22 protein-coding genes are annotated in these 25,849 nt (G+C 60.7%); 13 read left to right on the top strand and 9 right to left on the bottom strand.

What is annotated here, in order from left to right; all coding sequences use genetic code 11:
- Positions 1-81: 81 nt before the first annotated feature.
- Entirely contained in the window at positions 82-1,083 is a 1,002-nt protein-coding gene (locus AB4Z35_RS19920) for a FecR family protein (protein WP_442098877.1), read from the bottom strand.
- Positions 1,084-1,298: 215 nt separating this feature from the next.
- Positions 1,299-6,140 carry a hypothetical protein gene (locus tag AB4Z35_RS19915; RefSeq protein WP_442098875.1) on the bottom strand — a complete coding sequence of 1,614 codons (4,842 nt, stop codon included), beginning with the start codon at positions 6,138-6,140 and terminating at the stop codon, positions 1,299-1,301.
- Between the two features lie 234 nt (positions 6,141-6,374).
- Between AB4Z35_RS19915 and AB4Z35_RS19910 the strand changes: the two genes are divergently transcribed.
- Positions 6,375-7,415: an Ldh family oxidoreductase gene (locus AB4Z35_RS19910; RefSeq protein ID WP_442098873.1), complete on the top strand. Its 1,041-nt coding sequence runs from the start codon at positions 6,375-6,377 to the stop codon at positions 7,413-7,415.
- A 143-nt stretch (positions 7,416-7,558) separates the two neighbouring features.
- Here AB4Z35_RS19910 and AB4Z35_RS19905 read toward each other — a convergent pair whose 3' ends face one another.
- A complete protein-coding gene (locus tag AB4Z35_RS19905) occupies positions 7,559-7,864 on the bottom strand; it encodes a DUF883 family protein (RefSeq protein ID WP_442098871.1) in 306 nt (101 codons plus the stop codon).
- A 164-nt stretch (positions 7,865-8,028) separates the two neighbouring features.
- Here AB4Z35_RS19905 and AB4Z35_RS19900 point away from each other — a divergent pair, with 164 nt between their 5' ends.
- The gene (locus AB4Z35_RS19900) at positions 8,029-8,280 is read left to right on the top strand and encodes a hypothetical protein (RefSeq protein WP_007983592.1); all 252 of its coding nucleotides are present in this window, start codon (positions 8,029-8,031) and stop codon (positions 8,278-8,280) included.
- Here the strand turns inward: AB4Z35_RS19900 and AB4Z35_RS19895 are convergent.
- Positions 8,255-9,208, bottom strand: coding sequence for a LysR family transcriptional regulator (locus tag AB4Z35_RS19895; RefSeq protein ID WP_442098868.1), 954 nt, complete (start codon positions 9,206-9,208; stop codon positions 8,255-8,257). The two genes, AB4Z35_RS19900 and AB4Z35_RS19895, sit on opposite strands and share 26 nt — an antisense overlap.
- 84 nt (positions 9,209-9,292) lie before the next feature.
- Between AB4Z35_RS19895 and AB4Z35_RS19890 the strand changes: the two genes are divergently transcribed.
- The 6 genes from AB4Z35_RS19890 (at position 9,293) to AB4Z35_RS19865 (ending at position 16,068) form a co-directional block, all read left to right on the top strand.
- Positions 9,293-10,216, top strand: coding sequence for a carbon-nitrogen hydrolase family protein (locus AB4Z35_RS19890; RefSeq protein WP_442098866.1), 924 nt, complete (start codon positions 9,293-9,295; stop codon positions 10,214-10,216).
- Positions 10,217-10,350: 134 nt separating this feature from the next.
- Positions 10,351-12,015, top strand: a complete 1,665-nt coding sequence (locus AB4Z35_RS19885) for an AMP-binding protein (protein ID WP_442098865.1) — start codon at positions 10,351-10,353, stop codon at positions 12,013-12,015.
- Positions 12,016-12,031: 16 nt separating this feature from the next.
- Positions 12,032-12,793 (top strand): SDR family NAD(P)-dependent oxidoreductase, encoded by a 762-nt coding sequence (locus AB4Z35_RS19880; RefSeq protein ID WP_277528850.1) that lies wholly within the window; start codon positions 12,032-12,034, stop codon positions 12,791-12,793.
- 12 nt (positions 12,794-12,805) lie between these two features.
- Entirely contained in the window at positions 12,806-13,999 is a 1,194-nt protein-coding gene (locus AB4Z35_RS19875; RefSeq protein WP_442098863.1) for an acetyl-CoA C-acyltransferase, read from the top strand.
- 139 nt (positions 14,000-14,138) lie between these two features.
- Positions 14,139-15,266 (top strand): acyl-CoA dehydrogenase, encoded by a 1,128-nt coding sequence (locus AB4Z35_RS19870; RefSeq protein ID WP_007983604.1) that lies wholly within the window; start codon positions 14,139-14,141, stop codon positions 15,264-15,266.
- Between the two features lie 28 nt (positions 15,267-15,294).
- Positions 15,295-16,068 carry an enoyl-CoA hydratase gene (locus tag AB4Z35_RS19865; protein ID WP_057714717.1) on the top strand — a complete coding sequence of 258 codons (774 nt, stop codon included), beginning with the start codon at positions 15,295-15,297 and terminating at the stop codon, positions 16,066-16,068.
- 177 nt (positions 16,069-16,245) lie between these two features.
- Here the strand turns inward: AB4Z35_RS19865 and AB4Z35_RS19860 are convergent, their stop codons facing one another.
- The 3 genes from AB4Z35_RS19860 to AB4Z35_RS19850 form a co-directional block, all read right to left on the bottom strand.
- Positions 16,246-17,397, bottom strand: coding sequence for an acyl-CoA dehydrogenase family protein (locus AB4Z35_RS19860; RefSeq protein ID WP_218495564.1), 1,152 nt, complete (start codon positions 17,395-17,397; stop codon positions 16,246-16,248).
- 3 nt (positions 17,398-17,400) lie between these two features.
- Positions 17,401-18,507, bottom strand: coding sequence for an enoyl-CoA hydratase/isomerase family protein (locus tag AB4Z35_RS19855; RefSeq protein ID WP_442098860.1), 1,107 nt, complete (start codon positions 18,505-18,507; stop codon positions 17,401-17,403).
- A 164-nt stretch (positions 18,508-18,671) separates the two neighbouring features.
- Positions 18,672-19,565, bottom strand: coding sequence for a LysR family transcriptional regulator (locus tag AB4Z35_RS19850; protein ID WP_442098858.1), 894 nt, complete (start codon positions 19,563-19,565; stop codon positions 18,672-18,674).
- Between the two features lie 101 nt (positions 19,566-19,666).
- On the opposite strand from AB4Z35_RS19850, the gene AB4Z35_RS19845 reads away from it, so the two are divergent.
- Entirely contained in the window at positions 19,667-20,758 is a 1,092-nt protein-coding gene (locus AB4Z35_RS19845) for a polyamine ABC transporter substrate-binding protein (RefSeq protein WP_442098856.1), read from the top strand.
- Between the two features lie 16 nt (positions 20,759-20,774).
- Positions 20,775-21,734 (top strand): agmatinase, encoded by a 960-nt coding sequence (gene speB / locus AB4Z35_RS19840; RefSeq protein ID WP_442098854.1) that lies wholly within the window; start codon positions 20,775-20,777, stop codon positions 21,732-21,734.
- 116 nt (positions 21,735-21,850) lie between these two features.
- Here the strand turns inward: speB and AB4Z35_RS19835 are convergent, their stop codons facing one another.
- On the bottom strand, positions 21,851-22,903 hold the full coding sequence (locus AB4Z35_RS19835) for an aldo/keto reductase (protein ID WP_442098852.1): 1,053 nt from the start codon (positions 22,901-22,903) through the stop codon (positions 21,851-21,853).
- A 159-nt stretch (positions 22,904-23,062) separates the two neighbouring features.
- Here AB4Z35_RS19835 and zapE point away from each other — a divergent pair, with 159 nt between their 5' ends.
- The 3 genes from zapE (at position 23,063) to AB4Z35_RS19820 (ending at position 25,387) form a co-directional block, all read left to right on the top strand.
- A complete protein-coding gene (zapE, locus tag AB4Z35_RS19830) occupies positions 23,063-24,181 on the top strand; it encodes a cell division protein ZapE (RefSeq protein ID WP_442098851.1) in 1,119 nt (372 codons plus the stop codon).
- A gap of 15 nt (positions 24,182-24,196) precedes the next feature.
- Positions 24,197-24,778 carry a DinB family protein gene (locus tag AB4Z35_RS19825; RefSeq protein ID WP_442098849.1) on the top strand — a complete coding sequence of 194 codons (582 nt, stop codon included), beginning with the start codon at positions 24,197-24,199 and terminating at the stop codon, positions 24,776-24,778.
- A 117-nt stretch (positions 24,779-24,895) separates the two neighbouring features.
- Positions 24,896-25,387, top strand: a complete 492-nt coding sequence (locus AB4Z35_RS19820) for a GNAT family N-acetyltransferase (protein ID WP_442098847.1) — start codon at positions 24,896-24,898, stop codon at positions 25,385-25,387.
- A gap of 63 nt (positions 25,388-25,450) precedes the next feature.
- Here the strand turns inward: AB4Z35_RS19820 and AB4Z35_RS19815 are convergent, their stop codons facing one another.
- The gene (locus AB4Z35_RS19815) at positions 25,451-25,660 is read right to left on the bottom strand and encodes a hypothetical protein (RefSeq protein ID WP_007983626.1); all 210 of its coding nucleotides are present in this window, start codon (positions 25,658-25,660) and stop codon (positions 25,451-25,453) included.
- Between the last annotated feature and the right edge of the window lie 189 nt (positions 25,661-25,849).

Here is a 25,849-nt window from a genome sequence, read left to right as displayed (position 1 = left end):
GATGCAAAGGTGCCCGCGCAGTAAAGAAGTGGAGATTTGCATGAGCACTGAAGGTCGCCTCCCGAAAGGGTGGCGGCCTTTTCAGCCTTTAGGGGATTTTTGCGGAATCGCGTTGACCACCAGGTTGCCATTCTGATTGCGGGTCAGGTAGACCGGCAGGACCCGCGGCAGGGACTTCACCAGGCCGTTGATCTCCTTGATGTTGTAGATACCGCCGATGTGAATCGAGCCGGCGCCGTTGTCAGCGACCATCAACGGTTTGTCCAGGTAGCGATTGATCAGCGGCAGCGCATCGTTGAGTGCCAGATCGTCGAGCACCAGTTTGCCCTGGCGCCAGGCCAGCGAACTGTCGTTGTCATAGGTCTGGCTGATGCGGGGGATGAAGTCGCCGTGGCGATAACTGGCCTGCATTGCCGGGTCAAGGCGCAAACCGTCGCCGGGCAGGTCGTCGTTGCTGCTGACCAGTACCGAACCCTCGATCAGGCTCACCTTGACCTGGTCTTCGTACATCCACACATTGAATTGGGTCCCGGTCACCCGAATCCGGCCTTCGGCGGCCTTGACCACAAACGGGTGACGGGTGTCATGGCTGACACTGAAGAAGGCTTCGCCCTTTTTCAGCGTGACTTGCCGCTGATCCTTGAAGTTGCTGTACGTCAGCTCGCTGCCCAGGTTCAGTTCCACCTGGCTGCCGTCGTTCAAAGTGACGGTACGAACATTGTCGGTCGCTTCGAAATGCTGGTAAGCGTTCGGTACCCAGCCCAGGTGCCAACCGCCATAACCGGCCAGGGGCAGTGCCAGGGCACACACCGCCGCTGCAATACCCCGGCGGCGCCACGCTTTTTCGGGTTGGGGGCGAACCAGCGGCACGACCGGCTCGGGACGGGGCAAGTCGTCGGCGACATCCCAGATCTCCAGCATCGCCTCGTACTCGAAGGCGTGGAGCGGATGCGCATCTCGCCATTGCTCGAACGCCTGGCGCTCTTGCTCGGTGCAGTCATTGGCGTGCAGACGCATGCACCAATGCGCAGCGGCATCGGTGACGGCGTCGTATTCGGCTTCCGAGAGCGTGTGGTCGGTCATTGGCTCATCCTGATTTCGTGCATTCTAACCGTGGGGGAAGTCTGCGAGAACATCAGTCATGGCATTTAACTATCAATGTGCAGTTCTTTTTCAACGCCTCGCCTCTGGAGCACTTGTTGTCGGGTAGCAGTATCCATAGGACGGGTGAAAAAAAGATCAAAATACGCGCCGCTGTACCGCGCAGATCCGGGGATCTGTGCGGTGTTACGTCGGGATCAGGTTTCAGGGGGCGAAGTGACGGGCACCGGGTCCAGTTGCCGGCCCATTTCGCAGATCAGAAACGCGATCGAGTCGGCATTGTGCAAAATGACATCGGTTCGGAACTTCGGATCCTGCACGTTTAAAAAGGCTTCCCGTGCCTTATCCATGGTCTTGCTGCCTGTTAATTTCAGGATGGCCTTGCCGACGTGATAAGAACCCGGAATCGAATCCAGGCTGATCCACGTTTGCAGCCCACTGTTCCAGCGTGCGAACAGTTCCTCCTGCGGCGTTTCCATCGACAAGGCTTCTCGCTGGAAGTCCAGCTGTGATTGTTTCATGGCGGCGCCATAGGCGGTGATCGGCGCGACCAGATCGCTGAACGGGCGCCTGGCCTCCAGGGTGGCGATGTCCACGGCCTCGGAAAACAAATGGGCGAACTCGTGTATCAGCGTGGCGGCCTGACTGTGGCCGTCGACGTTGAAGGGCTGGGTTAAACAGGATTTGTACCAATCGAGTTGCTGATCGAAGAATCGTTCCGTGAAGTGCACATTGCGCTGTTGATCCTTGTCCAGGACAAACGCGATGAGGTTGTCTTGCGGGTTCCGGTTTGAGCCCACGATAAAGCGTCGCGAGTTCAACCAGTCTTCATCGGGATCGACCAGCGCGTTGCAGATGGGAAGTATGGCCTGTTTGATTTTGTCGAGCAGCCCTTGGTCGATCTGCCCGACGCCAAAAAAACCTTTAAGGAACGTATCCAGCCGTGTACCCGGGAGAAGTTTGCGTAGCTGCACCATGTTGTGGAGGCTGTTGAACGCGTAATAGCGAGCCATGTCGATGGCCTGCACAATCATCCGGGCTTTTTCGGGATGTTTTGCGCGGATTTCTTCCATCCCCCGGGCCTCGATGTTCAGCACATCCCGGGCAAATTGGGCGTTGGCAAACTGATTGTGCATTTTCGAAAGGGCTTTGCCGAAGTGGACGGTGTGGGTATCCGGGTCGATCAGCAGTTGCTTGTCAGGTGCGGCCAGTAACACGGGGCCTTCTTCTTCGCCCTTGACCATTCGCCAAACCGCCCCGGTCTTGTTCACGCCGTACACCTTGCCGGCAATGGCGGCGAAGGTCTTCTGGCTGGCCGCTTCGAGGTAGGTGCCGTCAGTGCGGCTTTTCGTCAGGGCTTTCAGTTCGACCGTGGTTTCGAACGGTTGCAGCTGCGTACGCAGCGCGGCTGTCGACCGGACCTGCGACCAGGGTTGTGCAATCACGGGGTTGGCAACCGGTTGAGCAACCGCCTCACCGGTTGCCTGGGCGGTGTCGGTCCATCCTTCAAACGATAACCGGCCCAATGACACGAGTTGCGCGGCACCGGCAATAAAGTTCCGTAATGCCGCCCCCCAGTGATGGTCCTGCAGAGCTTCAGCCGAATTTTGGGCGTCCTTGAAGGTCTGCCAAAGAAATTGCCCATACGCGAGTTTGCCCGGCAGCAGGGCTGAAATGCGATCAATGCCCGAGCCGAACAGGTGTTTGACAGCCTCCCAGTCCGACTGACCGGCAGCCTGCGACTGGCTGGCGAGCAACTGCGCCAGCAGTTGGGTGTTGTCATGGAAAAAACGGGTGAGCAGGTTGCCGTCGATGGGGTTGGACGCGAGGGTGATTTCGCTCGACTGGCCGACGGTGGACTCGAACAGGTTGCGAAACACCGTTTGCTCACGGTCCGGCAGGCGCCGAATCAACATGTCCTGCAATGGCCCCGGCGTGTTGAGCGCAGCGACAACGCTCGCCTCATTGTCGAACTCGACAAACGGTGAGCCGCCGGGGTGGTAAGGGGCATAGAGGATTTGCGGGCCTGCCTTGCCACTGCCTGGGCCAATCAGATACAAGCCCAGCGCCTTGACGGCGGTGCTACCAGTAGTCTTGATCAGTTCCAGTGGCCGGGCAATCGCGTGCGCACCCTGCACGGCCGCCCGGGCGATGGCGTCCGGTATGTCCAGCACTTGCCCAAGCAAATCGAAAGCTCCATCGGACAGCCGTTGCTGCAGCTTCAGTTGGTGGGCGTGTTGCAGCAGTTGCCAGGGCAGTTGCTTGACGAAACGCAACATCCGGCTTTCGACGCCAGCCGCTTGATTCGACAAGCTGTCCGTGACCTGTCTGGCGTAGTTCTGCGCAATGCCCAGTGACAGTAGCAGTTGACGGACCACCGCCTGGTCCAACCCCACGGGCAGTGCTTGAGGGGTTGCCGAGCTGACGTTGAACCCGGTGCCTTGCGCAATGTTGACATGGCTCAGGGCGAACTCAGTCAGGCTCCGGGCGGGGCCAGCCAGGGTCAGGTCGGGGGTGATTTCGATGTCGTCGGGGTCCAGCGCTTTTGCGGGGAAGCGCCTGCCGAGCAACGACGTCAGCGTTTCATGCACATACGACTTAAGCGGTTTGATCCCGTGCAAGTAGTCTTTGTCCTCATCAACGTTGTTGCGGTATTGCTCCAGCAGTTCAAGGTGCAGTCGCTGGTCTACCAGCGGTGCCATGCCAAGCCAGGCGGGCAGGGTCTGCTGTCGGCTGATCGCCCGGGAAATCGAGGTAGCTCTTTGCAGATTGGTGTTGAAGACCGTCGTGGTCAGGGCTTTCAGGGCTTTTTTCTGCTTCGTGTCGTTCAGTTCGAAGGTGCGCACGTGTTCGCAGCGAGCCAGAAAATGCTCGATGGACGATTGCGCGACCTGCTCCAGTACAGGCCCTTCGATCAGCCGCAGCGGACCCAGTGAGTAGCGTTGGTGAAAGACGCGCTGGGCCGGGGTGAGGTTTTCCAGCAGCGCCAGGCGATGTCGTGGGTCGAGCAGGCGGCGGTTCAGTTCCAGCCGTGCACGACTGATGGTGTCAAACACTTCCAGGCCCTCGGCGGGTGTCCACAGGATCGTTCGACCGGAATGCGAGGGATCGAGCCCGCCACGCTCGGTCAGAAGCAGACAATGGGCCAGGGGCAGGACATCTCTCTGGCCGGAGCACGCCAGGGTCAAGGAGTAGGCATCGGGCCGGAAGCCCTTGAGTGACCGACGATTTTGCCGGCTACCCTGATCCGGGTTGAAAACCGTTTCGACAATGGCCCGGTCCGCGTCCCGCAGTGTCGCGCCGAGCCCGCGAAGACTGGCTTCGCCACGGATGCCGACGGAAAGCGCATGGGCCAGGCGGGGTTTCATGTTTTCCAGATAAACCCGCTGCAAAGCCAGCGAAGCGAGCGGTTGTGCTGCAAAGTCTGCACTGAGCAGTGTTTCGATGTCGCTGAAGGTCTTGGCGAAAGCTGCCGCCGTATCGACCAGCACCATGGAGGGAAGCTGATTTCCGGACAGTACTGGCCGGGTGCTCCAGCGTCCGTCGGCATCCAGCGTCAGCAAGCGTTCGCCGATCATCGAGCGGATATCCAGCGCCTTGTCGAACAGGGCGTGGATGTCCACGGCGCCGTCACTGTGACGGAACACCTGCAGGGCATATTCGATGTTCTGCAGTTGCTTGGTGACGATCGCGTCGAAGAGCTTGTTGAAGATCGCGCCGGAAATCACTTCCCCGGTCACATTCGGCCGATCAAAACCGATGAAGCGTTGGCGTTCGTCCAGGCTCAGCAGGCCATAGAGCTCATCCTCGTGACCGGCCGCGCTGAACTTGCCCAGCACGGTATCGCACAAGTCCTGATAGTCCTTGAGCACCTGCAGGCCTTCGGTGGGCGTGTAGAGAAACGCATCACTGGCGCTGACCATCAGGGAACCGGCCAACTCGACATAGTTGGCCTGGTACTCCCACAGGCGCACGGTTTCAACTGTCATTGACTGGTTCGTCCGGCTGGCCGTCGTGATCAACGCGTGCAAGTCCTGGCTTTGCTCCGGGCTGATGATCCCGGCTTCGCGTTTGAGCAGCAGTTGCACCCGTGCCTGAGCGGCGATGGCGCGACCGAAGAACTCGCGACGCGATGCACCATCGGCACTCGCCGCCGCCCAGAAACCATCGAGCTGCCTGACCAACAGGTTGATCAGTGTGCGTGAGAGCGTCGTGACCGCGGCTTCCCAGCGTGGCTGGTCGGCGTTTGCGGGGGACTTTTTCGGATGGGAAAATTCATGGGACTGTCCGGACGGCCAATGCTGCTGGCGATGGTGCAGGAGTACGGCGTCACTCAGGGACAGGGAGTTGATCCAGCGCCGCGCTGGACGGCTTTCATCATCGTTCTCCTGCGTTGTTGCCAGATTTGCCACATGGAAATTCACCCGGGTCTGGCGCTGATCCAGGCCGGGGAAAGACGAAGCCAGCTGTTCCCCCAACCATGTATCGAGCAGTGATGTCAGGGACGGCAGTGCTTTGAGTTCGTCGAGCAGGGCCTGGTCGTTGATCTGCTGTTGGGTGGAGAGGGTGTTGCGCTGGTCCTCGAACACGTCACCGTCGATGGTTTGAAAGCCCAGCCCGATTTCGGCAGCGTCCACTACAACCTTGCGCAGAGACAACGCCATGAAGGCCAGCAGATCGTCTTCTTCGCTGGCCGCCTTGAGTTGAGTCACAAGGTGTAGGGTCAGGGCCGTACGGTCAGCGAACTTTTTTATTCCCGTGTAGGGGGTGTAGAGGATCAGGCCATTGTCATCGGGCGTCGCGGTCAGCAAAAAACTGCCGGCCAGCACCACAGGTTCCAGACCTGGGATTTTCAGCAGGATTCTTTTCGCGAGCATGGGCGGAGTCTGCTGATCGCGCAGTGCCTGGCTGGCCAGTTCGATATGGCTGAACCATTCGAAGTCCTTTAGCGTCAGCCCGTGGGTTTTGCCCAGTTCTCTCCAGAGGCCGCGCAACGTCAGCGCCTCAGGGAAAAACAGCGGAGTTACAGGTGTAGACATCGTCGAGTCTCGTTCAAGGTGCCAAACAAAGGCACCTGTGGATTGAGCATCGAGACTAAAAGTTGGCGGGACGACGCAGGTGGTAAATAGATAACGCACGGGACGTGCGCATTCGTGATACGGATAAACGTCATTGACCCTTAGCGAAAGGTTGACAGGTCACACGCCGCGCGTTGTTAATCGGCGGGTCTTTGTACGCTGTTGTTCCCTCCAATAATTAGTCTGGAGCTTCAGATGTCTGCGCCACACGATCACGCGTCTACTGCGGTCTCGTCACACCTGTCACTCAAAGCACTGAGTGATTTGCTAGAGAAGATTTTTCTGCGTCATGGCACATCGGCCGACGTTGCCAGGGTGCTGGCGCAAAACTGCGCCGGTGCCGAGCGCGACGGCGCGCACAGTCACGGGGTATTCCGGATTCCAGGTTATGTTTCGACGCTGCAAAGCGGCTGGGTCAATGGCCAGGCCGTTCCGGTGGTCGAAGATGTGGCTTCAGGGTTTGTGCGGGTCGATGCCAATAACGGGTTTGCGCAACCGGCCCTGGCGGCGGCACGTGAACTACTGGTGCAGAAAGCCCGAAGTGCCGGCATTGCTGTGCTGGCGATCCGTAACTCGCACCATTTCGCGGCCTTGTGGCCGGATGTCGAACCCTTCGCCTATGAAGGCCTTGTGGCGTTGAGCGTGGTCAACAGCATGACCTGCGTGGTGCCCCACGGCGCCGACCGGCCGCTGTTCGGTACCAACCCGATTGCCTTCGCTGCACCACGGGCTGATGGCGAGCCGATTGTTTTCGACCTGGCCACCAGTGCCATTGCCCATGGTGATGTGCAAATCGCCGCACGCGAGGGTGAGCGCTTGCCGGCAGGGATGGGCGTGGACAGTCTCGGTCAGCCGACCACAGACCCGAAAGCGATTCTTGAGGGCGGCGCGTTGCTGCCTTTTGGCGGGCACAAGGGCTCGGCGTTGTCGATGATGGTCGAGTTGCTGGCGGCGGCACTGACTGGCGGCAACTTTTCCTTTGAGTTCGACTGGAAGAACCACCCCGGCGCCAAGACCCCCTGGACCGGCCAATTGCTCATCGTGATCGATCCGAGCAAAGCGGCCGGGCAAAGCTTTGCCGAACGCAGCCAGGAACTGGTGCGGCAAATGCACGGTGTTGGCTTGAAGCGTTTGCCGGGTGACCGGCGTCATCATCAGCGTGCGAAGTCACAGGTCAGTGGCATTGAGCTGGATGCCAGGACGCTGGCGAACCTGCGGGAGCTGGCCGGGGACTGATTCTTTAGATGCGCCGCATTCCCCTGTGGGAGCGAGCTTGCTCGCGATGACGTCAGCCTGTTCAACTCAGATGTTGACTGGACTGCCGCTATCGCGAGCAAGCTCGCTCCCACAGGGGAGCTCATGGCTGACGGATTGCGCTTTTATCTACGTCCCAGCAACAACCCCACCACCAGGCCAAACCCGGCGGAAATCGCCACGGTTTGCCATGGATGCCCGCCAATGTAAGTTTCAGTGGCCTCGACCGCGGGCTGGGTGCGGTCGCGTACGCTGCTCACCGAATCCCTGGCCTGCTGGAGTTTCAGGGCGATTTGTCCGCGAAGGGTCTCCGCTTCTTCCCCGACCAGTGAAGCACTGCTTTTCAGCAGCTTTTCCGACTCTTCGATCAGCGATCGCAGCTCGCTGAACGCTTGATCCTTGATTTGATCTTCGGCGGTATTGCGGGCCATTGAAGTACTCCTTGCAGGTAAGTGGACAGTGACCAATGGAGTCTGCCGTCGTCGGAAAAGTTGCAGCTATTTTGCCCGGGGAGGCCATCTTGCTGAAAAACCGGCGCAGGACATTTCGCCCTACAGTGTAAGATGTCGCCAATTTTACGCAGCAGGAAATTCCCATGAGCTTCAATCTGGCCGACAAACCCCTCGCCGAGCGCGCCGCGCTTGAAGACGAGAAATCCCGTCTGTTCGAACTCTGGCAAAACAACCTGGGCAAAGCCAAGGGCGAGGCCGCGCGGTTGTTCGGCGAACGGGCCAAGCGCAAAGGCAAGTGGGCTGAATGGGTGCGCGCCGAGCTGGACGGCATGTCACCCCCGGAATTCGCCAACATGGTGCGCAGTGAAGTCAATCGCCTGATGGCGGCCAAGTAGGAGCAGCCTGCGGCAGCTCCTGCGCGAAACACGCGACAATCGCCTCGCGCACTTTCAACACCACCGGGTCGAGCGGGTTGCTGGTGCGCCAGCCCAGTTCGATCGGGTAGCGCGGCAACGCCAAGGGGCAGGGCAGCAGCTCCAGCCCACTGAGCGCCGCGATGCTTCGGGCGGCATGGGCCGGAATGGTCGCCACGGCCGAACTGCCCTTGAGCAAATGGGGCAATGCGGCAAAATGCGTGGTCGAGGCGCACACCCGCCGACTCAACCCTAGCGCCGCCAACCCCTCGTCGGTAATACCGATAAAACCGCCGGACGACACCAGAATGTGTTCGCGGGCCACAAACTCTTCAAGACTGATGCTCTGCTGGCCCTCGACCAGGCTCGACGGGTCTGCCAGGCACAGATATCCGCCTTCCCCCAGCACCTGACGGCTGAGCAGCCGCTCGGCAAACCCGCCTGCGGTAATCGCCAGGTCGATGCTGCGTTCCATCAACGCCTGAGCCACGATCTGGCTGTGGGTCTGGCGGAAAATCAGCCGCAGTTTCGGCGCGCAACGGGCGATTTCTTCGATCAGCCGCCGGCCGTAGGCTATTTCGAAATCATCCGACATTCCCACGGTCACCGAGCGTCCTTCGTACTGCCGGGCGGCCGGATCGACCATCGCCAGGCTCTGCCGGCATTTGTTCAAGGCATCGCTGACCACCGGTTTGAGCTGATTGGCCTTGAGTGAGGGGGCCAGGCCTCGTCCGGTACGCACGAACAGCTGATCGCCATACACCTCGCGCAACCGGCGCAAGGCCGCGCTGACCGCCGATTGGGTCACACCCAGACGCAAGGCGGCACGGCTGGCGCTGGACTCCTCGTGCAGCGCTTCGAAGACTTTGAGCAGGTTGAGGTCGATGTCGGTGATATTCATTTGGCTCATATCATTCAGCAGTGAATCGGTCTTTATTGATGATTGCGTGGCGCCGGAGAATGAGCAACACCTGATGCGAATGGAGTCTGTGCAATGCCCAAATCAATCGTTGCTGCCCTGCAGATCGGCGCCTTGCCCGGTGGCAAGGCTGAAACCCTGGAACAGATCCTGTCTTATGAAAACGCGATCATCGAATCCGGCGCCGCGTTGGTGGTGATGCCGGAAGCACTGCTGGGGGGTTATCCCAAAGGCGAGGGCTTTGGCACGCAGCTCGGTTATCGGCTGCCGGAAGGGCGCGAAGCCTTTGCGCGCTATTTTGCCAATGCCATCGACGTACCCGGCGCGGAAACCGAGGCGCTGGCGGTGCTGTCCGCACGCACGGGGGCCAATCTGGTGATCGGCGTGATCGAACGGGCAGGCAGCACCTTGTACTGCACCGCGCTGTACTTTGACCCGCAGGCCGGGCTGGTGGCCAAACACCGCAAGCTGATGCCCACGGGCACCGAGCGGCTGATCTGGGGCAAGGGCGATGGTTCGACGCTGCCCGTGATCGACAGCCAGGTCGGGCGCGTCGGCGCGGTGGTGTGCTGGGAAAACATGATGCCGCTGCTGCGCACCGCGATGTACGCCAAGGGCGTGGAGGTGTGGTGCGCGCCGACCGTGGACGAGCGGGAGATGTGGCAAGTCAGCATGCGCCACATTGCCCATGAGGGGCGCTGTTTTGTGGTCAGCGCCTGTCAGGTCCAGGCATCGCCGCAGGCCTTGGGCCTGGACATCGCCAACTGGCCGGCGGATCGGCCGTTGATTGCTGGCGGCAGCGTGATTGTTGGTCCCATGGGCGACATTCTCGCCGGACCGTTGCGCGACAGCGCCGGTTTGCTTACCGCCTCAATCGACACTGACGACCTGGTGCGCGCCCGCTACGACTATGACGTGGTCGGGCACTACGCTCGCCCGGATGTGTTCGAGCTGACCGTGGACGAGCGCGCTAAACCGGGGGTGCGCTTCACTTCCTGATGCCTGAGGGCTTTGGCCAAAGCAGTCAGACAACTTGATAGCTTTGACCATTGCCCGCCACCCCAAGCAGAGCGAGTATTTCCCTGTTGTTTACGGTTCCCCCAACCTAACAAAAACACAGAGGGATTCTGGCAATGCGCGATTACTTGTCTGCTACTTCTCAGTTCAATTATCAGCACACCGTCGATGCCGCACTCGCAGGCGATTTGACGGCCCTCAACGCCTGTGTCGAATGTTGTGACCGGCATGCCTTGCCGGGTCGCATCGCGCTGTTCTGGGAAGGCCGCGACGGCGCCAGTGCAACCTACACCTTCACCGATTTGCAGGACAAGGCTGCGCGTTTCGCCAATTTCCTGCTGGCCCAGGGCGTGAAGAAAGGCGACAAGGTGGCCGGCCTGTTGCCACGCAACATCGAATTGTTGATCACCGTTTTCGCCACCTGGCGCATCGGTGCCGTGTACCAACCGCTGTTTACCGCATTCGGCCCCAAAGCCATCGAGCACCGTCTGAGCTGCTCGGGCGCCAAAGTGGTGGTCACCGATGGGGTGAACCGGCCGAAACTCGCCGAAGTCGCCGATTGCCCGACCACGGTTACCGTCACCGGCGCCAAAGGTCAGGGCCTGGTTCGTGGCGACTTCAGTTTCTGGGCTGAACTGGCCAATTATTCCGCTGACTGCGAGCCAGTGCTGCTGACCGGCGAAGATCCGTTCCTGCTGATGTTCACCTCGGGCACCACCGGCCCGTCGAAAGCACTGCCGGTGCCGCTCAAGGCCATCGTTGCGTTCCAGAGCTACACCCGCGATGCGGTGGATCTGCGCCCGGAAGATGCCTTCTGGAACGTCGCCGATCCGGGTTGGGCCTATGGTATTTATTTCGGTGTCACAGGGCCGATGTCCATGGGTCATCCGATCACCTTTTACGACGGCCCGTTCACCCTCGAAAGCACCTGCCGGGTGATCAACAAGTACGGGATTACCAACCTCACCGGTTCGCCGACGGCCTACCGTCTGTTGATTGCCGGTGGCGATGAATTCGCCAGATCCATCAAGGGCAAGCTGCGTATCGTCAGCAGCGCCGGCGAGCCGCTGAACCCGGAAGTGATCCGCTGGTTTGCCGACAACCTCGGTGTGGTCATCCACGACCATTACGGGCAGACCGAACTGGGCATGGTGCTGTGCAACCACCACGGTCTTGAGCACCCGATCCACATGGGCGCCGCCGGTTTTGCCTCGCCGGGCCACCGCATCGTGGTACTGGATGACGAGTACAAGGAACTTGGCGTTGGCCAGCCGGGCATTTTGGCCATCGACCGCAGCCAATCGCCGATGTGCTGGTTCGCCGGTTATGAAGGCGGGCCGACCAAGGCCTTCGTCGGCAACTATTACCTGAGTGGCGACACCGTCGAGTGGAACCCGGACGGCAGCATCAGCTTCGTCGGTCGCAGTGATGACGTGATTACCACCTCCGGCTACCGGGTCGGTCCGTTCGACGTGGAAAGTGCGTTGATCGAACACCCGGCCGTGGTCGAGGCTGCCGTGGTCGGCAAGCCCGATCCCGAGCGCACCGAACTGGTCAAGGCTTTCGTCGTGCTCAGCCCGCAATACCGCGCAGAACCTGCGTTGGCCGAAGAGCTGCGCCAGCACGTGCGCAAGCGTCTGGCGGCGCACTCGTACCCCCGTGAAATCGAATTTGTCAGCGAATTGCCGAAAACCCCAAGCGGCAAATTGCAGCGCTTTATCTTGCGCAACCAGGAAATCGCCAAGGCTCAAGAGGCTGCGGCGAAGAATATTCCAGCTTGAATCCAGGGAAACAATGATGCAGATCGAGAACAAGATTTTTATCGTCACTGGCGGCGCTTCCGGCCTCGGTGCCGCCACCGCGGAGGTGCTGGTCGCCGCTGGCGCGAAAGTGATGCTGGTGGACATGAACGCCGAGGCCGTTGCAGCCCAGGCCCAGCGCCTTGGCGCGCAAAGCGTGGTGGCGGACATCAGCAACGAAGCGGCGGCCGAGGCAGCCGTGCAGGCGACGGTCAAGGCCTTTGGCGGCCTCAATGGTCTGGTCAACTGCGCCGGCATCGTGCGTGGCGAGAAGATTCTCGGCAAGAACGGTCCACACGCGCTGGCCAGTTTCAGCCAGGTGATCAACGTCAACCTGATTGGCAGCTTCAACATGCTGCGTCTTGCGGCAGCGGCGATTGCCGAGACCGAAGCGGATGCCGATGGCGAGCGCGGCGTGATCATCAACACCGCCTCTGCCGCGGCTTACGACGGTCAGATCGGCCAGGCGGCTTATTCGGCGTCCAAGGGGGCGATTGTCAGCCTCACCTTGCCGGCGGCCCGCGAACTGGCGCGCTTCGGCATCCGTGTGATGACGATTGCCCCCGGCATCTTCGAGACGCCGATGATGGCCGGCATGACCCAGGAAGTCCGCGATTCCCTGGCGGCCGGCGTGCCATTTCCGCCGCGTCTGGGCAAACCAGGCGAGTACGCCGGGCTGGTCAGGCATATTATTGAAAACAGCATGCTCAATGGCGAGGTGATCCGTCTCGACGGTGCCTTGCGCATGGCCGCCAAGTAAGGAGGATTTGTCATGACTATGTCCAACGATCCAATCGTTATCGTCAGCGCCGTCCGTACCCCGATGGGCGGTTTCCAGGGCGATCTGAAAAGCCTGACCGCGCCGCAACTCGGTGCTGCTGCCATCAAGGCCGCGGTTGAACGCGCCGGCGTCGCCAGTGATAGCGTCGACGAGGTGTTGTTCGGCTGCGTACTGCCGGCTGGCCTTGGCCAGGCCCCGGCGCGTCAGGCGGCGCTGGGCGCGGGGCTGGATAAATCGACCCGCTGCACCACCCTGAACAAGATGTGCGGTTCCGGCATGGAAGCGACGATTCTGGCCCACGACATGTTGTTGGCTGGCAGCGCCGACGTCGTGGTCGCCGGTGGCATGGAAAGCATGTCCAACGCGCCGTACCTGCTTGACCGCGCCCGTGCCGGCTACCGCATGGGCCATGGCCGGGTGCAGGACTCGATGTTCCTCGACGGCCTCGAAGACGCCTACGACAAGGGCCGCCTGATGGGCACCTTCGCCGAAGACTGCGCCGAAACCAACAGTTTCAGCCGTGAAGCCCAGGACGCGTTCGCCATCTCCTCGACCACCCGCGCACAGCAGGCGATCAAGGACGGCAGCTTCAAGGCCGAAATCGTGCCGCTGACCGTGACGGTCGGCAAAGAGCAGGTCGTGATCAGCAATGACGAGCAGCCGCCAAAAGCCAAGCTGGACAAGATCGCTTCGTTGAAGCCGGCATTCCGCGAAGGCGGTACGGTGACCGCGGCCAACTCCAGTTCGATCTCCGACGGTGCGGCGGCATTGGTGCTGGTGCGCCAGTCGCAGGCACAGAAACAGGGCCTGAAACCGTTGGCGGTGATTCATGGCCACGCTGCGTTCGCCGACACCCCGGGCCTGTTCCCGGTGGCACCGATTGGCGCAATCAAGAAGTTGATGAAAAAAACCGGCTGGTCGCTCAATGACGTCGATCTGGTGGAAGTCAACGAAGCCTTCGCCGTGGTCGGCATGGCCGCGATGACTCATCTGGAAATCCCCCACGAGAAACTCAACGTGCACGGCGGTGCTTGCGCCTTGGGTCACCCGATCGGGGCGTCCGGTGCGCGGATTCTCGTGACCCTGCTTTCGGCCCTGCGCCAGAAAGGCCTGAAACGCGGCGTCGCAGCGATTTGCATCGGCGGCGGTGAAGCGACGGCCATGGCCGTGGAATGCCTGTACTGAGGCGAACACCAATCCCTGTGGGAGCGAGCTTGCTCGCGATAGCGGTGTATCAGCTCACATAAATGTTGAATGTGAGTCCGCAATCGCGAGCAGGCTCACTCCTACAGGTTTTGCGTTTGAACCAAACAAAGGATTCACCATGATCCCCAATGACGACCAACAACAAATCCGCGACATGGCCCGGGACTTTGCCCAGGAACGGCTGAAACCGTTCGCTGCCGAATGGGATCGCGAGCACCGCTTCCCCAAGGAAGCCATCGGCGAGATGGCCGGGCTGGGCTTCTTCGGCATGCTGGTGCCGGAGCAGTGGGGCGGATGCGACACCGGTTACCTGGCCTACGCCATGGCGCTGGAAGAAATCGCCGCCGGCGATGGCGCCTGCTCGACCATCATGAGCGTGCACAACTCTGTGGGCTGCGTGCCGATCCTCAACTACGGCACGGATGAGCAGAAAGAACGCTTCCTCAAACCACTGGCCAGCGGTGCGATGCTCGGCGCCTTCGCCCTGACCGAACCCCAGGCCGGTTCCGATGCAAGCGGCCTGAAAACCCGTGCCCGTCTGGAAGGCGATCACTACGTGCTCAACGGCTGCAAGCAGTTCATCACTTCCGGGCGCAATGCCGGGGTGGTGATCGTGTTTGCGGTGACCGATCCGAATGCTGGCAAACGTGGCATCAGCGCGTTTATCGTGCCGACCGATTCGCCGGGCTACACCGTTGCGCGGGTCGAGGACAAGCTCGGCCAGCATGCGTCCGACACCTGCCAGATCCTCTTCGAAGACGTGAAGGTCCCGGTGGCCAACCGTTTGGGCGAGGAGGGTGAAGGCTACAGGATTGCCCTGGCCAACCTTGAAGGCGGCCGCGTCGGCATCGCTTCGCAATCGGTGGGCATGGCCCGCGCCGCGTTCGAAGCGGCCCGCGACTACGCCCGTGAACGCGAGAGCTTCGGCAAGCCGATCATCGAGCACCAGGCCGTGGCCTTCCGCCTGGCGGACATGGCCACCCAGATCGCCGTGGCACGGCAAATGGTGCACTACGCCGCCGCCCTGCGTGACAGCGGCAAACCGGCCCTGGTCGAAGCGTCGATGGCCAAGTTGTTCGCCTCGGAAATGGCCGAGAAGGTATGCTCCTCGGCGCTGCAAACCCTCGGCGGCTACGGTTACCTAAACGACTTCCCGCTGGAGCGGATCTACCGCGACGTGCGGGTTTGCCAGATCTACGAAGGCACCAGCGATATCCAGCGCATGGTCATTTCGCGCAATCTATAAGAAGGAGTCCCCTGTGAGCGACAACAAGCTGAGCTACGAAACGATTTTGCTGGAAACCCACGGCCGCGTTGGCCTGATCACCCTCAACCGTCCACAGGCGCTGAACGCCTTGAACGCGCAGATCGTCAGCGAACTGAACCAGGCCCTCGATGGCTTCGAGGCTGACTCGAACATCGGCTGCATCGTCCTGACCGGTTCGAAAAAAGCCTTCGCTGCCGGTGCCGACATCAAGGAAATGGCCGAGCTGACCTATCCGCAGATCTACATCGACGACCTGTTCAGCGACAGCGACCGTGTGGCCAACCGCCGCAAGCCGATCATCGCGGCGGTCAATGGTTTCGCTTTGGGTGGCGGCTGTGAGCTGGCGCTGATGTGCGACTTCATTCTGGCCGGCGACAATGCCAGATTCGGTCAGCCGGAAATCAACCTCGGCGTGTTGCCGGGCATGGGCGGCACCCAGCGCCTGACCCGCGCCGTGGGCAAGGCCAAGGCCATGGAAATGTGCCTGAGCGGGCGTTTGATCGATGCCGTGGAAGCGGAGCGTTGCGGCATCGTGGCGCGTATCGTGCCGAGCGATGAGCTGCTGGATGAAGCGCTGAAAGTCGCGGCGTTGATCGCCAAAAAATCGTTGCCGATTGCGATGATGGTCAAGGAAAGCGTCAACCGCGCCTTCGAAGTGAGCCTGGCCGAAGGCGTGCGCTTTGAGCGTCGGGTGTTCCATGCGGCGTTTGCGACGCAGGATCAGAAGGAAGGGATGGCGGCGTTCATTGCCAAGCGTGAGGCTGAATTCCAAGGCAAGTAATGCGGCGTATTTGCTGACCTCATCGCGAGCAGGCTCGCTCCCACATTGGATCTCGGTGTTCATGAGGTCCTTTGTGGGAGCGAGCCTGCTCGCGAAAAACCCAAGGGCACCGAGTTGATTCAGGCGCCCCGCGTCATCGTTGACCAGCATCGCGAGCGAGCTCGCTCCTACAGAGCTTCACACCAGATAGTTCTTCAGTTCGCGGGCGATCACCATCCGCTGAATCTCGCTCGACCCTTCGTAGATTTGTGTGATCCGCGCATCGCGGTAGTACTTCTCCACCGGGTAATCTTCCAGATAGCCATAGCCGCCATGAATCTGAATGGCGGACGAGCAGACCTTTTCCGCCATTTCCGACGCAAACAGCTTGGCCTGTGACGCCTCCGACAGACAGGGTTTGCCGGCCGTGCGCAGGCGCGCGGCGTGCAGGATCATCAGCCGTGCAGCGTTCAATTGCATGTGCATGTCGGCCAGCAAATTGGCGATGCTCTGGTGTTCATTGATCGTTTTGCCGAACTGCACTCGATCACGGGAGTAGGCCAGCGCCGCTTCAAACGCAGCGCGGGCGATGCCCAGCGCCTGGGCGGCGATGCCGATGCGGCCGCCTTCGAGGTTGGACAGGGCGATGGCCAGGCCTTTTCCGCGCTCGCCGAGCAGATTGGCTTCAGGGATGGTGCAGTTGTTCAGGGTGACCGCGCAGGTGTCGGAAGCACGGATACCCATCTTGTGCTCGGTGCGATCAACGATAAAACCGGCGGTGTCGGTCGGTACCAGGAACGCCGAGATGCCACGTTTGCCCAGGTCCGGATCGGTCACGGCAAATACAATCGCCAGCTTGGCCCGTTTGCCGTTGCTGACGAATTGCTTGGCGCCGTTGATCACCCACTGGCCGTCGCGCAGTTCGGCGCGGGTGCGCAGGTTGTGGGCCTCGGAACCCGCCTGGGGTTCGGTCAGGCAGAAGCAGCCGATGACCTGGCCGCTGGCCAGGTCCGCCAGCCAGGTCTGTTTCTGTTCTTCGCTACCGTAGTTGAGCACCGGCCCGCAGCCCACGGAGTTGTGGATGCTCATGAAGGCACCGGTAGCACCGTCGCCAGCGGAAATCTCTTCTACCGCCAGGGCGTAGGCCACGTAGTCGACATAGGTGCCACCCCATTCCTCGGGTACCACCATGCCCAGCAAGCCCAGTTCACCCATCTTCGCCACCAGGCCGTCGTCGATCCAGCCGGCCTTTTCCCAGGCCTGGGCATGGGGCGCGATTTCGCCACGGGCAAAATCCCGGGCCATGTCGCGGATCATGACTTGCTCTTCGCTCAATTCGATATCGTGCATGGCTCAGCTCTCGCTCCGGTCAAACCCGCTGAAGAAGCTCGCCACGTGTTCGGCGTCCAGTGCGTCGAGGGTGGGCGGGTTCCAGCGTGGTGTCTTGTCTTTGTCGATCAGCAAGGCGCGCACGCCTTCGATCAGGTCGCCGCGCTCGAACCACTGGCGGTCCAGATGCAGCTCAAGGGCGAAACATTGTTCAAGTGGCAGCTCGCGTCCGCGACGGAGCATTTCCAGGGTGACGCCCATGGCCAGCGGCGAGCGGGTTTCCAGCAGGTCGGCGGTGGTGACGGCCCACTCATGGCTGTCGGCAACCGTTACCTGACGCAGTTGTTCCACAATACTCGGCACGTCGGGTTGGGCGAAGAAGTGGTCGATGGCCGGGCGCAAAGTCACCAGTGGCGCATCGGGCAGTTGCTGTACGGCGAATTTCGCCAGCAGGCCTTGCAGGTCCTTGAGCGGTGTGTCGTGCCATTCGAGCTGGTCGAGTTTTTCGTCCAGCGTGCCCAGCTTGTCGCTTTCCAGGTACCAGTCGGCCAGGCCGCAATACAGCGCATCGGCGGCGCGAATCTGCACGCCGCTGACGCCGAGGTAAATCCCCAGTTCACCGGGGATGCGTGGCAGGAAGTAACTGCCGCCGACGTCGGGGAAGTAGCCGATGCCGACTTCCGGCATGGCCAGGCGGCTTTTTTCGGTGACCACGCGCAGGTCCGCGCCTTGCACCAGGCCCATGCCGCCGCCGAGGACAAAACCGTCCATCAGGGCCAGCACCGGTTTGCGGTAATGGTGGATCGCGAGGTCGAGGGCGTATTCCTCGACGAAGAAATCTTCATGCAGGGTGTCGCCGCTTTTGAAGCTGTCATACAGCGAGCGAATGTCGCCGCCGGCGCAGAAGGCTTTTTCGCCGGCGCCGCGCAAGACCACCGCATGTACTTGCGAATCCTGGGCCCAGGCGTCGAGCTGGCGGTGCAGGTTGCGCACCATGTCCAGGGTCAGGGCATTGAGGCCGGCGGGGCGGTTGAGGGTCAGATGACCGATGTGGTTGCGAACCTCGGCCAGCACTTCGTTTTGCATGGCATCCATGGACAGCGGCCCCTTCGATGAAACCTGAGCAGTCATCACTAACTCCCTGCTTTTATTGTTCTTTATCGAGATGCTCGCGCGCGAGCGATGGGGGATCGTATCAGTGCAAATTTGCCTTGTACAACCCGGATAAGTGCAGGTCATCTGTGCATTTTTGCATGGTGATGACCGGCACTGTTTCAGCGTAGACCAAGGCGTATTCAGGCAAACGCCGCGAGCAGATCCTCTTCGAATGCCTTCTGTGCATCGCCGGCCACCTGCGCCCGGTGCCGGGCCAGATGAAACGCGACATCAAAACTCATGTCGTTGCGACGCACGGCCCTGAGCAAGCCTTTTTCTTCCCAGCCACGGGCGAAGTGGTTGGGCAAATAGCCGACATGCTTGCCGGAAAGAATGAAGGCGAGGGTGCCTTCGACCTGTTCCGAGCGTGCCGAACACCGCTTGCCCTGAAAGGGTTCGTCACTGCGCAGGAAACGGTAGGGGTGATCGACCCGGTCGCTGGCCTGGAGGTCCTGATCGTCCGGGGCCGCGTTGGTGAACAGCGGATGGCCCGGGGCGCAATACAGGTGCTGGGTTTCTATGAACAATTGGCGGTAGTCAAAGGCGCTTTGCACTTGTGAGAAGTAACCGATGGCGAGGTCCAGCCGCTGTTGCAGCAGCAAGCGTTCCATCTCGCCGGGCATGGCGCTGATCAGTTCGATACGCACCGACTCGTCCCGCTCACGGAAGCGCCGGATCGCTTCGGCCACCCGTTGCAGCACCGATTGATCCAGGGCTTCGGACAGACCCAGGCGCACTTCGCCGATCAAGCGTCCGGCCACGCCGTTGGATTGATGGCGGAACGCTTCGATGGACTGGAACAGCCCGCGGGTGGCGCTGAGCAATTGCTCGCCCTTGGGGGTGATCTTGAATCCGCCCTTGCCGCGACTGCACAAGCGATAGCCGAGACGGGTTTCCAGCTTGGCCATTTGCTGGCTGATGCTCGACTGGCTCAACCCCAACTCGCCCTGGGCTGCGCTGAAACCGCCGCACTCCACCACGCTGACAAACAGACGCAACAATTGCAGATCCAGATCATGCAGTTGGCCGAGCATCAAACATTACTCCGTCATAAAGTCAGGTTAATTAACTTGATATTTCACCAATGTATCCGACGACGCATCCTGCAACCACTTCCTCTGGTCAGGTGTTCGTCATGGCTCCCATGTTCAAGCTGTGTTTACCCGCGCTGTTCCTTGCCATGGCCGCATCGGCCCAGGCCGAAGACAAGGTGGTCAATCTGTACAGTTGGGCCGATTACGTCGCCCCCGAAACCTTGCAACGGTTCGAGCAGGAAACCGGCATCCATGTGCGCTACGACACCTTTGATTCTTCGGAAGTGCTGGAGACCAAGTTGTTCACCGGCGGCAGCGGTTATGACGTGGTGGTGCCGTCCTCCAGTGTGCTGGCCCGGGGCCTTGCCGCCGGGGCGTTGAAACCGATCCCCCACGAGGGCCTCAAGGGTTACGCCAACCTCGATCCGGACTTGCTGGAAAAACTCGCCGCTGTCGATCCGGGCAACCGCTACGGCGTGCCTTATACCTGGGGCACATTGGGATTGGGCATGAACGTCGAGGCGGTGAAGCAGCGCTTGCCGGATGTGCCACTCAACAGCCTGGATATGCTGTTCAAGCCCGAGTACGCGAGCAAGTTGAAGGATTGCGGCATCGCCATTCTCGACTCGCCCCAGGAAGTGATCGGGCTGGCGCTGCACTATCTGGGTAAAGATCCCTACAGCACCGACAAGAACGATCTGTCAGCCGCCGAGGCGTTGCTGCATCAGTTACAGCCGAATGTGCTGTACGTCGCCACCGGACGGCAGATCAGCGACCTGGCCAATGGCAGCGTTTGTCTGGCATTGACCTACAACGGTGACGCGAGCATGGCCGCCGATCAGGCGCGCAAAGCCAACAAACCCTATGAAATTGCCTACCGGATTCCCAAGGAAGGCACCATCGTCTGGCAGGACAACCTGGCCATTCCCAAGGACGCGCCGCACCCCGAAGCCGCCCGCGCCTTTATCGAGTTCATGTTGCGCCCCGAGTCCGTCGCGGCGCTGACCAACACGTTGTTCTTCGCCACGGCGAACCAGGCCGCCACGCCGCTGGTGGATGAAGCGGTGCGCACCGATCCGGACATCTACCCGCTGGCTGACGTGCGCGAACGGCTGTATGCCGACCGCAGCATGAACCTCAAGGACATGCGTCAGCGCACCCGTCTGTGGACCACTTTCCGTAGCCGCCAATAATAAAAAGGAGTCTTCAATGGACGTCCCGATGCAGAACGATCAAGCCCTTACCCGTGACAGCCTTTACGGCACGGCCGCCGAAAGCACCTACGCCGGCATTACCAGTTTCATGCGTCGCCGCTACAGCCGTGACCTGCGTGGTGTTGATGTGGCTGTCAGTGGCGTACCGTTCGACACCGCCACCAGCAACCGCCCCGGCGCACGCTTCGGACCACGGGGCATTCGCGCCGCCTCTGTCGGGATTGCCTGGGAACGGCACTGGCCGTGGACGTTTGACCCGTTCGACCATCTGGCGGTGATCGACTATGGCGATTGCGATTTCGACTACGGCTCTCCGCAGTCGACGCCCGAAATGATTGAGGCTCACGCCGAGCACATCCTCAATACCGGCGCTGCGATGCTGACGTTCGGCGGCGATCACTTCATCACCTATCCGCTGCTCAAGGCCCATGCGCGCAAGCACGGGGCACTGTCGCTGATCCACTTCGACGCCCACAGCGACACCTGGCCGGACGAAGAGGGCAAACGCATCGACCACGGCACCATGTTCTGGCACGCGGCCAGGGAAGGGCTGGTCGACCCGTCGCGCTCGGTGCAAATCGGTTTGCGCACCACCAATGACGATCATCAGGGCTTTCAAGTGCTGGACGCACGGCAAGTGCATCGCCGTGGCTGCGAAGCGATTGTCGAGGCGATTCGCGCGCGGGTCGGCGATAACCCGGTGTACCTGACGTTCGACATCGATTGCCTCGATCCGGCGTTTGCGCCTGGCACGGGAACGCCAGTATGCGGCGGCCTGAGCACGGTGCAGGCGCTGGAGATTCTCGGCGGACTACGCGGGATCAATCTGGTGGGCATGGACGTGGTGGAAGTGGCCCCGGCCTATGACAGTGCGGAGATCACCTCACTGGCGGCGGCGACATTGGCGATGGAGATGCTGTGTCTGTATGCGGCAAAACATAAGGTCGATAAGTAGTACACGGTCGAAATGTGGGAGCGGGCTTGCTCGCGAAAGCGGTGTGTCATTCAACAACTATGTCGACTGATACGACGCCTTCGCGAGCAAGCCCGCTCCCACAGGTTTGATTGGTGTCAGGCGACGGGAACGATCGGTAGGTCGAGGATCTGACCACCGCTAAACCGCGCGAACGAACCGGCAATGGATTCGTGCGGCACGCCTTTGGCCACCTCACTGACACCATCCAGCCGCGCCAGTTGATCAGCACTCAACTGCACATCCAGCGCCCCCAATGTCGCGTCCAGTTGCTCACGGGTCCGGGAACCGAGGATCGGAATCAGCGCCGTGGACGAGCGTTTGGCCTTTTCCCGCAGCCAGGCGATGGCCACGTGGGTCGGGCTGGCGTCCAGTTCTGCGGCGACATCGATCAAGGTGTCGAGCAGGGCTGTTTCGCGGGCGCTTTTTTCGGCGTGAATCAGCACGCCGAGCTTGTTCGCGCGGTTGTCGCCTGCACTGTTGCGATATTTACCGGTGAGGAAGCCGCCACCCAGCGGCGACCACAAGGTTGCGGCCAGGCCCAGGGCTTCGGCCATCGGCAGTTGTTCACGCTCGGCGGTGCGTTCGGCGAGGCTGTACTCGACCTGGATCGCGGCAATTGGCGCAAAACCGCGCACCTCGGCCAGCAGGTCGGCACGGGCGATGCGCCACGCGGGGAAGTTCGACAGCCCGGCGTAATGAATCTTGCCGGCACTGACCAGATCGTCGAAGCCGCGCAGGATCTCGTCCATGGGCGTGACGCCGTCGCTCATATGAGCCCAGAACAGGTCGATATGTTCGGTTTTCAGGCGTTTAAGGCTTTCTTCGACAGCGCGCACCATGTTCTTGCGGCTGTTACCAGTGTGGGAAATGCCGGCCGCTGGTGTAGTCCCCAGGGTGTATTTGGTGGCGATGACCAGGCTATCCCGTTCTGCAGCGATGAATTCGCTGAGCATGGCCTCGGACTGTCCGCCCTGATAGCCATTGGCGGTATCGATGAAGTTGCCGCCGGCTTCCAGGTAGCCATCGAAAATGCGCCTGGCTTCGTCTCGCTCGGCGCCATGGCCCCAACCGGTACCGAAATTGCCGGCACCCAGCGCCAGTTCGGAAACACGCAAGCCGGTTTTACGACCGAAAACTTTGTAATGCATGGGATGACTCCAGAGGGATGGCGACAGGGTTTAATAAATTACTAACAACATATATTAAATATGATGATAGTAATTTAATGAGTCAAGGCGCTTTTCCTTACTGCACAAAACTGCCGATCACTGGTCGCGTTCTCCTTGCGCAATGGCATACTGCCGCCCATGACTACCGAATCCCCCTTGAGCGCCTGGCAGCACGCCATCGAACACAAGGGCTTCGTCCAGGACGAGGCTCAGGAACATGCCGTGTGGGCGCTGCAAAAATGCCACGAAGCGCTGCACGAAGGCCGCTCGCGCATTAGTGGCGTGTACCTGTGGGGGCCGGTCGGGCGGGGCAAAACCTGGTTGATGGACCAGTTCTACCAAAGCCTGCGAGTACCGGCGCGGCGCCAGCACTTTCACCATTTCATGGGCTGGGTGCACCAGCGCTCGTTTCAACTGACCGGCACCGCCGATCCGCTCAAGGCGCTGGCCCGTGAATTGGCCGAAGAGGTTCGCGTTCTGTGTTTCGACGAGCTGTTCGTCAATGACATCGGCGATGCGATCATTCTCGGGCGGCTGTTCCAGGTGATGTTCGAACAGGGCGTGGTGGTGGTTTGCACGTCCAATCTGCCGCCGGACCAGTTGTACGCCGACGGATTCAATCGCGACCGTTTCATGCCCGCCATCACGGCGATCAAGCAACACATGCAGGTAATTGCGATAGATGGCGGGGAAGACCATCGCCTGCATCCGGGTGCCGGTTTGCAACGCTACTGGGTGGCCGAGCCCGGCCAGTCCGGCGCATTGGGTGAGGTGTTCGCGGGGTTGACCGTGGATCAGCCGGTATCGAACGGGTCGGTCAAGGTCGGTTACCGCGCCCTTGAGGTAGTCAAGACCAGCCCGACTGTGCTCTGGACCCGTTACGCCGCGCTGTGCGAGCAACCCTTCGCAGCCATGGATTTCATCGCCCTGTGCGATACCTACAGCGCTATCCTGTTGAGTGACGTGCCCAACCTTAGCGCGCAAAAACGCGCCGGACGCATCGCCCGCGGTACCGAGGACGGTGTCGAGCGGGTGGAAGCGGGGGATCGCGAGCTGCCGCAATTGTCGGTGCATGACGACGGCGTAAGACGTTTCATCGCGCTGGTTGACGAGTGCTACGACCGCAAGGTGCCGCTGTACCTTGAGGCACAAGTGCCGATGGCAGCGCTTTATACCGAGGGTTATCTGGAATTCCCGTTCCGCCGCACCCTCAGTCGATTGCAGGAAATGCAGTTGCAACGGTTTGCCGAAGTTTGATCGGGAGCAGCACACATGAATCAGCCCCTGTCGCACCACCTGCTGACCATGGCTTATCAGAATGCCTGGGCCAATCACCGACTGGCCAAGGCCTGGAGGCAGCTGAGCCCGCAGGAGTTGATCGCCGCACGGGTCAGCTTCTTCCCCAGCATCCGTGCGACCCTCAACCACATCCTCACCTGCGACTGGTTTTATGTGGATGCCCTGGAGCGCGAAATGCGCGGCGACGATCCGCATCCCGATTGCCGGGTGTTTTTCAAGGAAGACGAACCCTGCCTCATCGCGCCGGATCTCGTTCGTGAACAGGCCCATGTCGACCGTCGATTGATCGCTTACTGCGAGCAACTGCGCGACGCCAGCCTCGGCAAGATCGTGACCATCGCCCGCGACACGCCGCAACACGACAGCCGTTTGCGCCTGCTGTCCCATTTGTTTGAACACCAGATCCATCACCGCGGTCAGGTTCACGCCATGCTCAGCGGCACCTCGGTCAAGCCACCGCAACTCGACGAATTTTTCTGCGCCGGTGAGTCGCACTTGCGGGCCAAGGACTTTGCCGAACTGGGATGGACGGAAGCATTGATCTGGGGCGCTTGAGCGCCAAACATTTCCTCGTTTGCGATTGTCGATACCACGGTGCTCGCGCTATGGTCTGCCGGCACTTCAGCGTGAAACACATGCTGGGGGCTACTTCATGTGTGATCGAGGATGGAAATGGACTCCGCAGAAATTCTTGTGCTTCAGGCCAGTTACACCAATCCGGTGCATGCCGAGGCTATTTGCCTGGTGTTGAACCACTACGCCGAGGACCCGATGGGGGGTGGCCAGCCGTTACCGGCCGATGTGCTTGAGCAACTCCCGGCAGAGCTTGCCAGGCGTCCCCACGCCTTCAGTGTGCTGGCCTTTGTCGGTGGCGAGCCTGCCGGGCTGGTCAATTGCTTCGAAGGGTTCTCCACCTTTGCCTGCCGGCCGTTGGTCAATGTGCATGATGTGTCAGTGGTGAAAAAATTTCGCGGCTTGGGCTTGAGCCAGAAGATGCTGCAAAAGGTCGAGGACATCGCCCGTCAGCGTGGCTGCTGCAAGCTCACCCTGGAAGTGCTGGAAGGCAATGCCGTGGCGCAGGGCTCTTATGAAAAAGCCGGTTTCGCCGCCGGCATGTTCGACCCTGCCCATGGACGGATGCTGTTCTGGACCAAGAGCCTCTGACTCAACAGGCAAAAAAAGGGCGTCCATCAGGACGCCCGACAGTCTTCTCTGACCCTGGCTGGATCATTTCGGCCTGTAGGTTTCAGTCATTTGTGCGGTTTGATCGTCCGGAACCCGCAGCTCGGTGCTTTGGATGGGGTGGCCCAGGGCTTGTTGCTGGGCCAGTCGCAGACTTTCGTAGTAATAGCGCATGCGTTCGGCTCCGCCTTCGGCAAAAGCGCTGGTTGCGCCCAAGGCCATCAGGCCGGCGAGGATCAATGCGGTGCGTTTCATGGTTTGCCTCCCACCACAGATGTCGGATGCCTTTCGTCCATGAATCAATGAAGCAGTATCGAAATGACATTATCCGCCGATTCGGCTAAATGGGAATTAACTTCACCCTGTAGCAGCTGCCGAGCCCGCGAGGCTGCGTTCGGCTGCGAAGCAGTCGTAAAATCAGTCATTGCGGTACGTCAGGCAGGC

The sequence above is a fragment of the Pseudomonas sp. KB_15 genome, assembly GCF_052114525.1.
GTDB lineage: Bacteria > Pseudomonadota > Gammaproteobacteria > Pseudomonadales > Pseudomonadaceae > Aquipseudomonas.
This window is presented reverse-complemented; position numbering and strand designations above follow the sequence as displayed.

Coding starts and splice junctions, on each gene's coding strand:
- AB4Z35_RS19920 (WP_442098877.1), bottom strand. CDS start 1,083: ATGACCGACCACACGCTCTCGGAAGCCGAATACGACGCCGTCACCGAT.
- AB4Z35_RS19915 (WP_442098875.1), bottom strand. CDS start 6,140: ATGTCTACACCTGTAACTCCGCTGTTTTTCCCTGAGGCGCTGACGTTG.
- AB4Z35_RS19910 (WP_442098873.1), top strand. CDS start 6,375: ATGTCTGCGCCACACGATCACGCGTCTACTGCGGTCTCGTCACACCTG.
- AB4Z35_RS19905 (WP_442098871.1), bottom strand. CDS start 7,864: ATGGCCCGCAATACCGCCGAAGATCAAATCAAGGATCAAGCGTTCAGC.
- AB4Z35_RS19900 (WP_007983592.1), top strand. CDS start 8,029: ATGAGCTTCAATCTGGCCGACAAACCCCTCGCCGAGCGCGCCGCGCTT.
- AB4Z35_RS19895 (WP_442098868.1), bottom strand. CDS start 9,208: ATGAGCCAAATGAATATCACCGACATCGACCTCAACCTGCTCAAAGTC.
- AB4Z35_RS19890 (WP_442098866.1), top strand. CDS start 9,293: ATGCCCAAATCAATCGTTGCTGCCCTGCAGATCGGCGCCTTGCCCGGT.
- AB4Z35_RS19885 (WP_442098865.1), top strand. CDS start 10,351: ATGCGCGATTACTTGTCTGCTACTTCTCAGTTCAATTATCAGCACACC.
- AB4Z35_RS19880 (WP_277528850.1), top strand. CDS start 12,032: ATGCAGATCGAGAACAAGATTTTTATCGTCACTGGCGGCGCTTCCGGC.
- AB4Z35_RS19875 (WP_442098863.1), top strand. CDS start 12,806: ATGACTATGTCCAACGATCCAATCGTTATCGTCAGCGCCGTCCGTACC.
- AB4Z35_RS19870 (WP_007983604.1), top strand. CDS start 14,139: ATGATCCCCAATGACGACCAACAACAAATCCGCGACATGGCCCGGGAC.
- AB4Z35_RS19860 (WP_218495564.1), bottom strand. CDS start 17,397: ATGCACGATATCGAATTGAGCGAAGAGCAAGTCATGATCCGCGACATG.
- AB4Z35_RS19855 (WP_442098860.1), bottom strand. CDS start 18,507: ATGACTGCTCAGGTTTCATCGAAGGGGCCGCTGTCCATGGATGCCATG.
- AB4Z35_RS19850 (WP_442098858.1), bottom strand. CDS start 19,565: ATGCTCGGCCAACTGCATGATCTGGATCTGCAATTGTTGCGTCTGTTT.
- AB4Z35_RS19845 (WP_442098856.1), top strand. CDS start 19,667: ATGGCTCCCATGTTCAAGCTGTGTTTACCCGCGCTGTTCCTTGCCATG.
- speB (WP_442098854.1), top strand. CDS start 20,775: ATGGACGTCCCGATGCAGAACGATCAAGCCCTTACCCGTGACAGCCTT.
- AB4Z35_RS19835 (WP_442098852.1), bottom strand. CDS start 22,903: ATGCATTACAAAGTTTTCGGTCGTAAAACCGGCTTGCGTGTTTCCGAA.
- zapE (WP_442098851.1), top strand. CDS start 23,063: ATGACTACCGAATCCCCCTTGAGCGCCTGGCAGCACGCCATCGAACAC.
- AB4Z35_RS19825 (WP_442098849.1), top strand. CDS start 24,197: ATGAATCAGCCCCTGTCGCACCACCTGCTGACCATGGCTTATCAGAAT.
- AB4Z35_RS19820 (WP_442098847.1), top strand. CDS start 24,896: ATGGACTCCGCAGAAATTCTTGTGCTTCAGGCCAGTTACACCAATCCG.
- AB4Z35_RS19815 (WP_007983626.1), bottom strand. CDS start 25,660: ATGAAACGCACCGCATTGATCCTCGCCGGCCTGATGGCCTTGGGCGCA.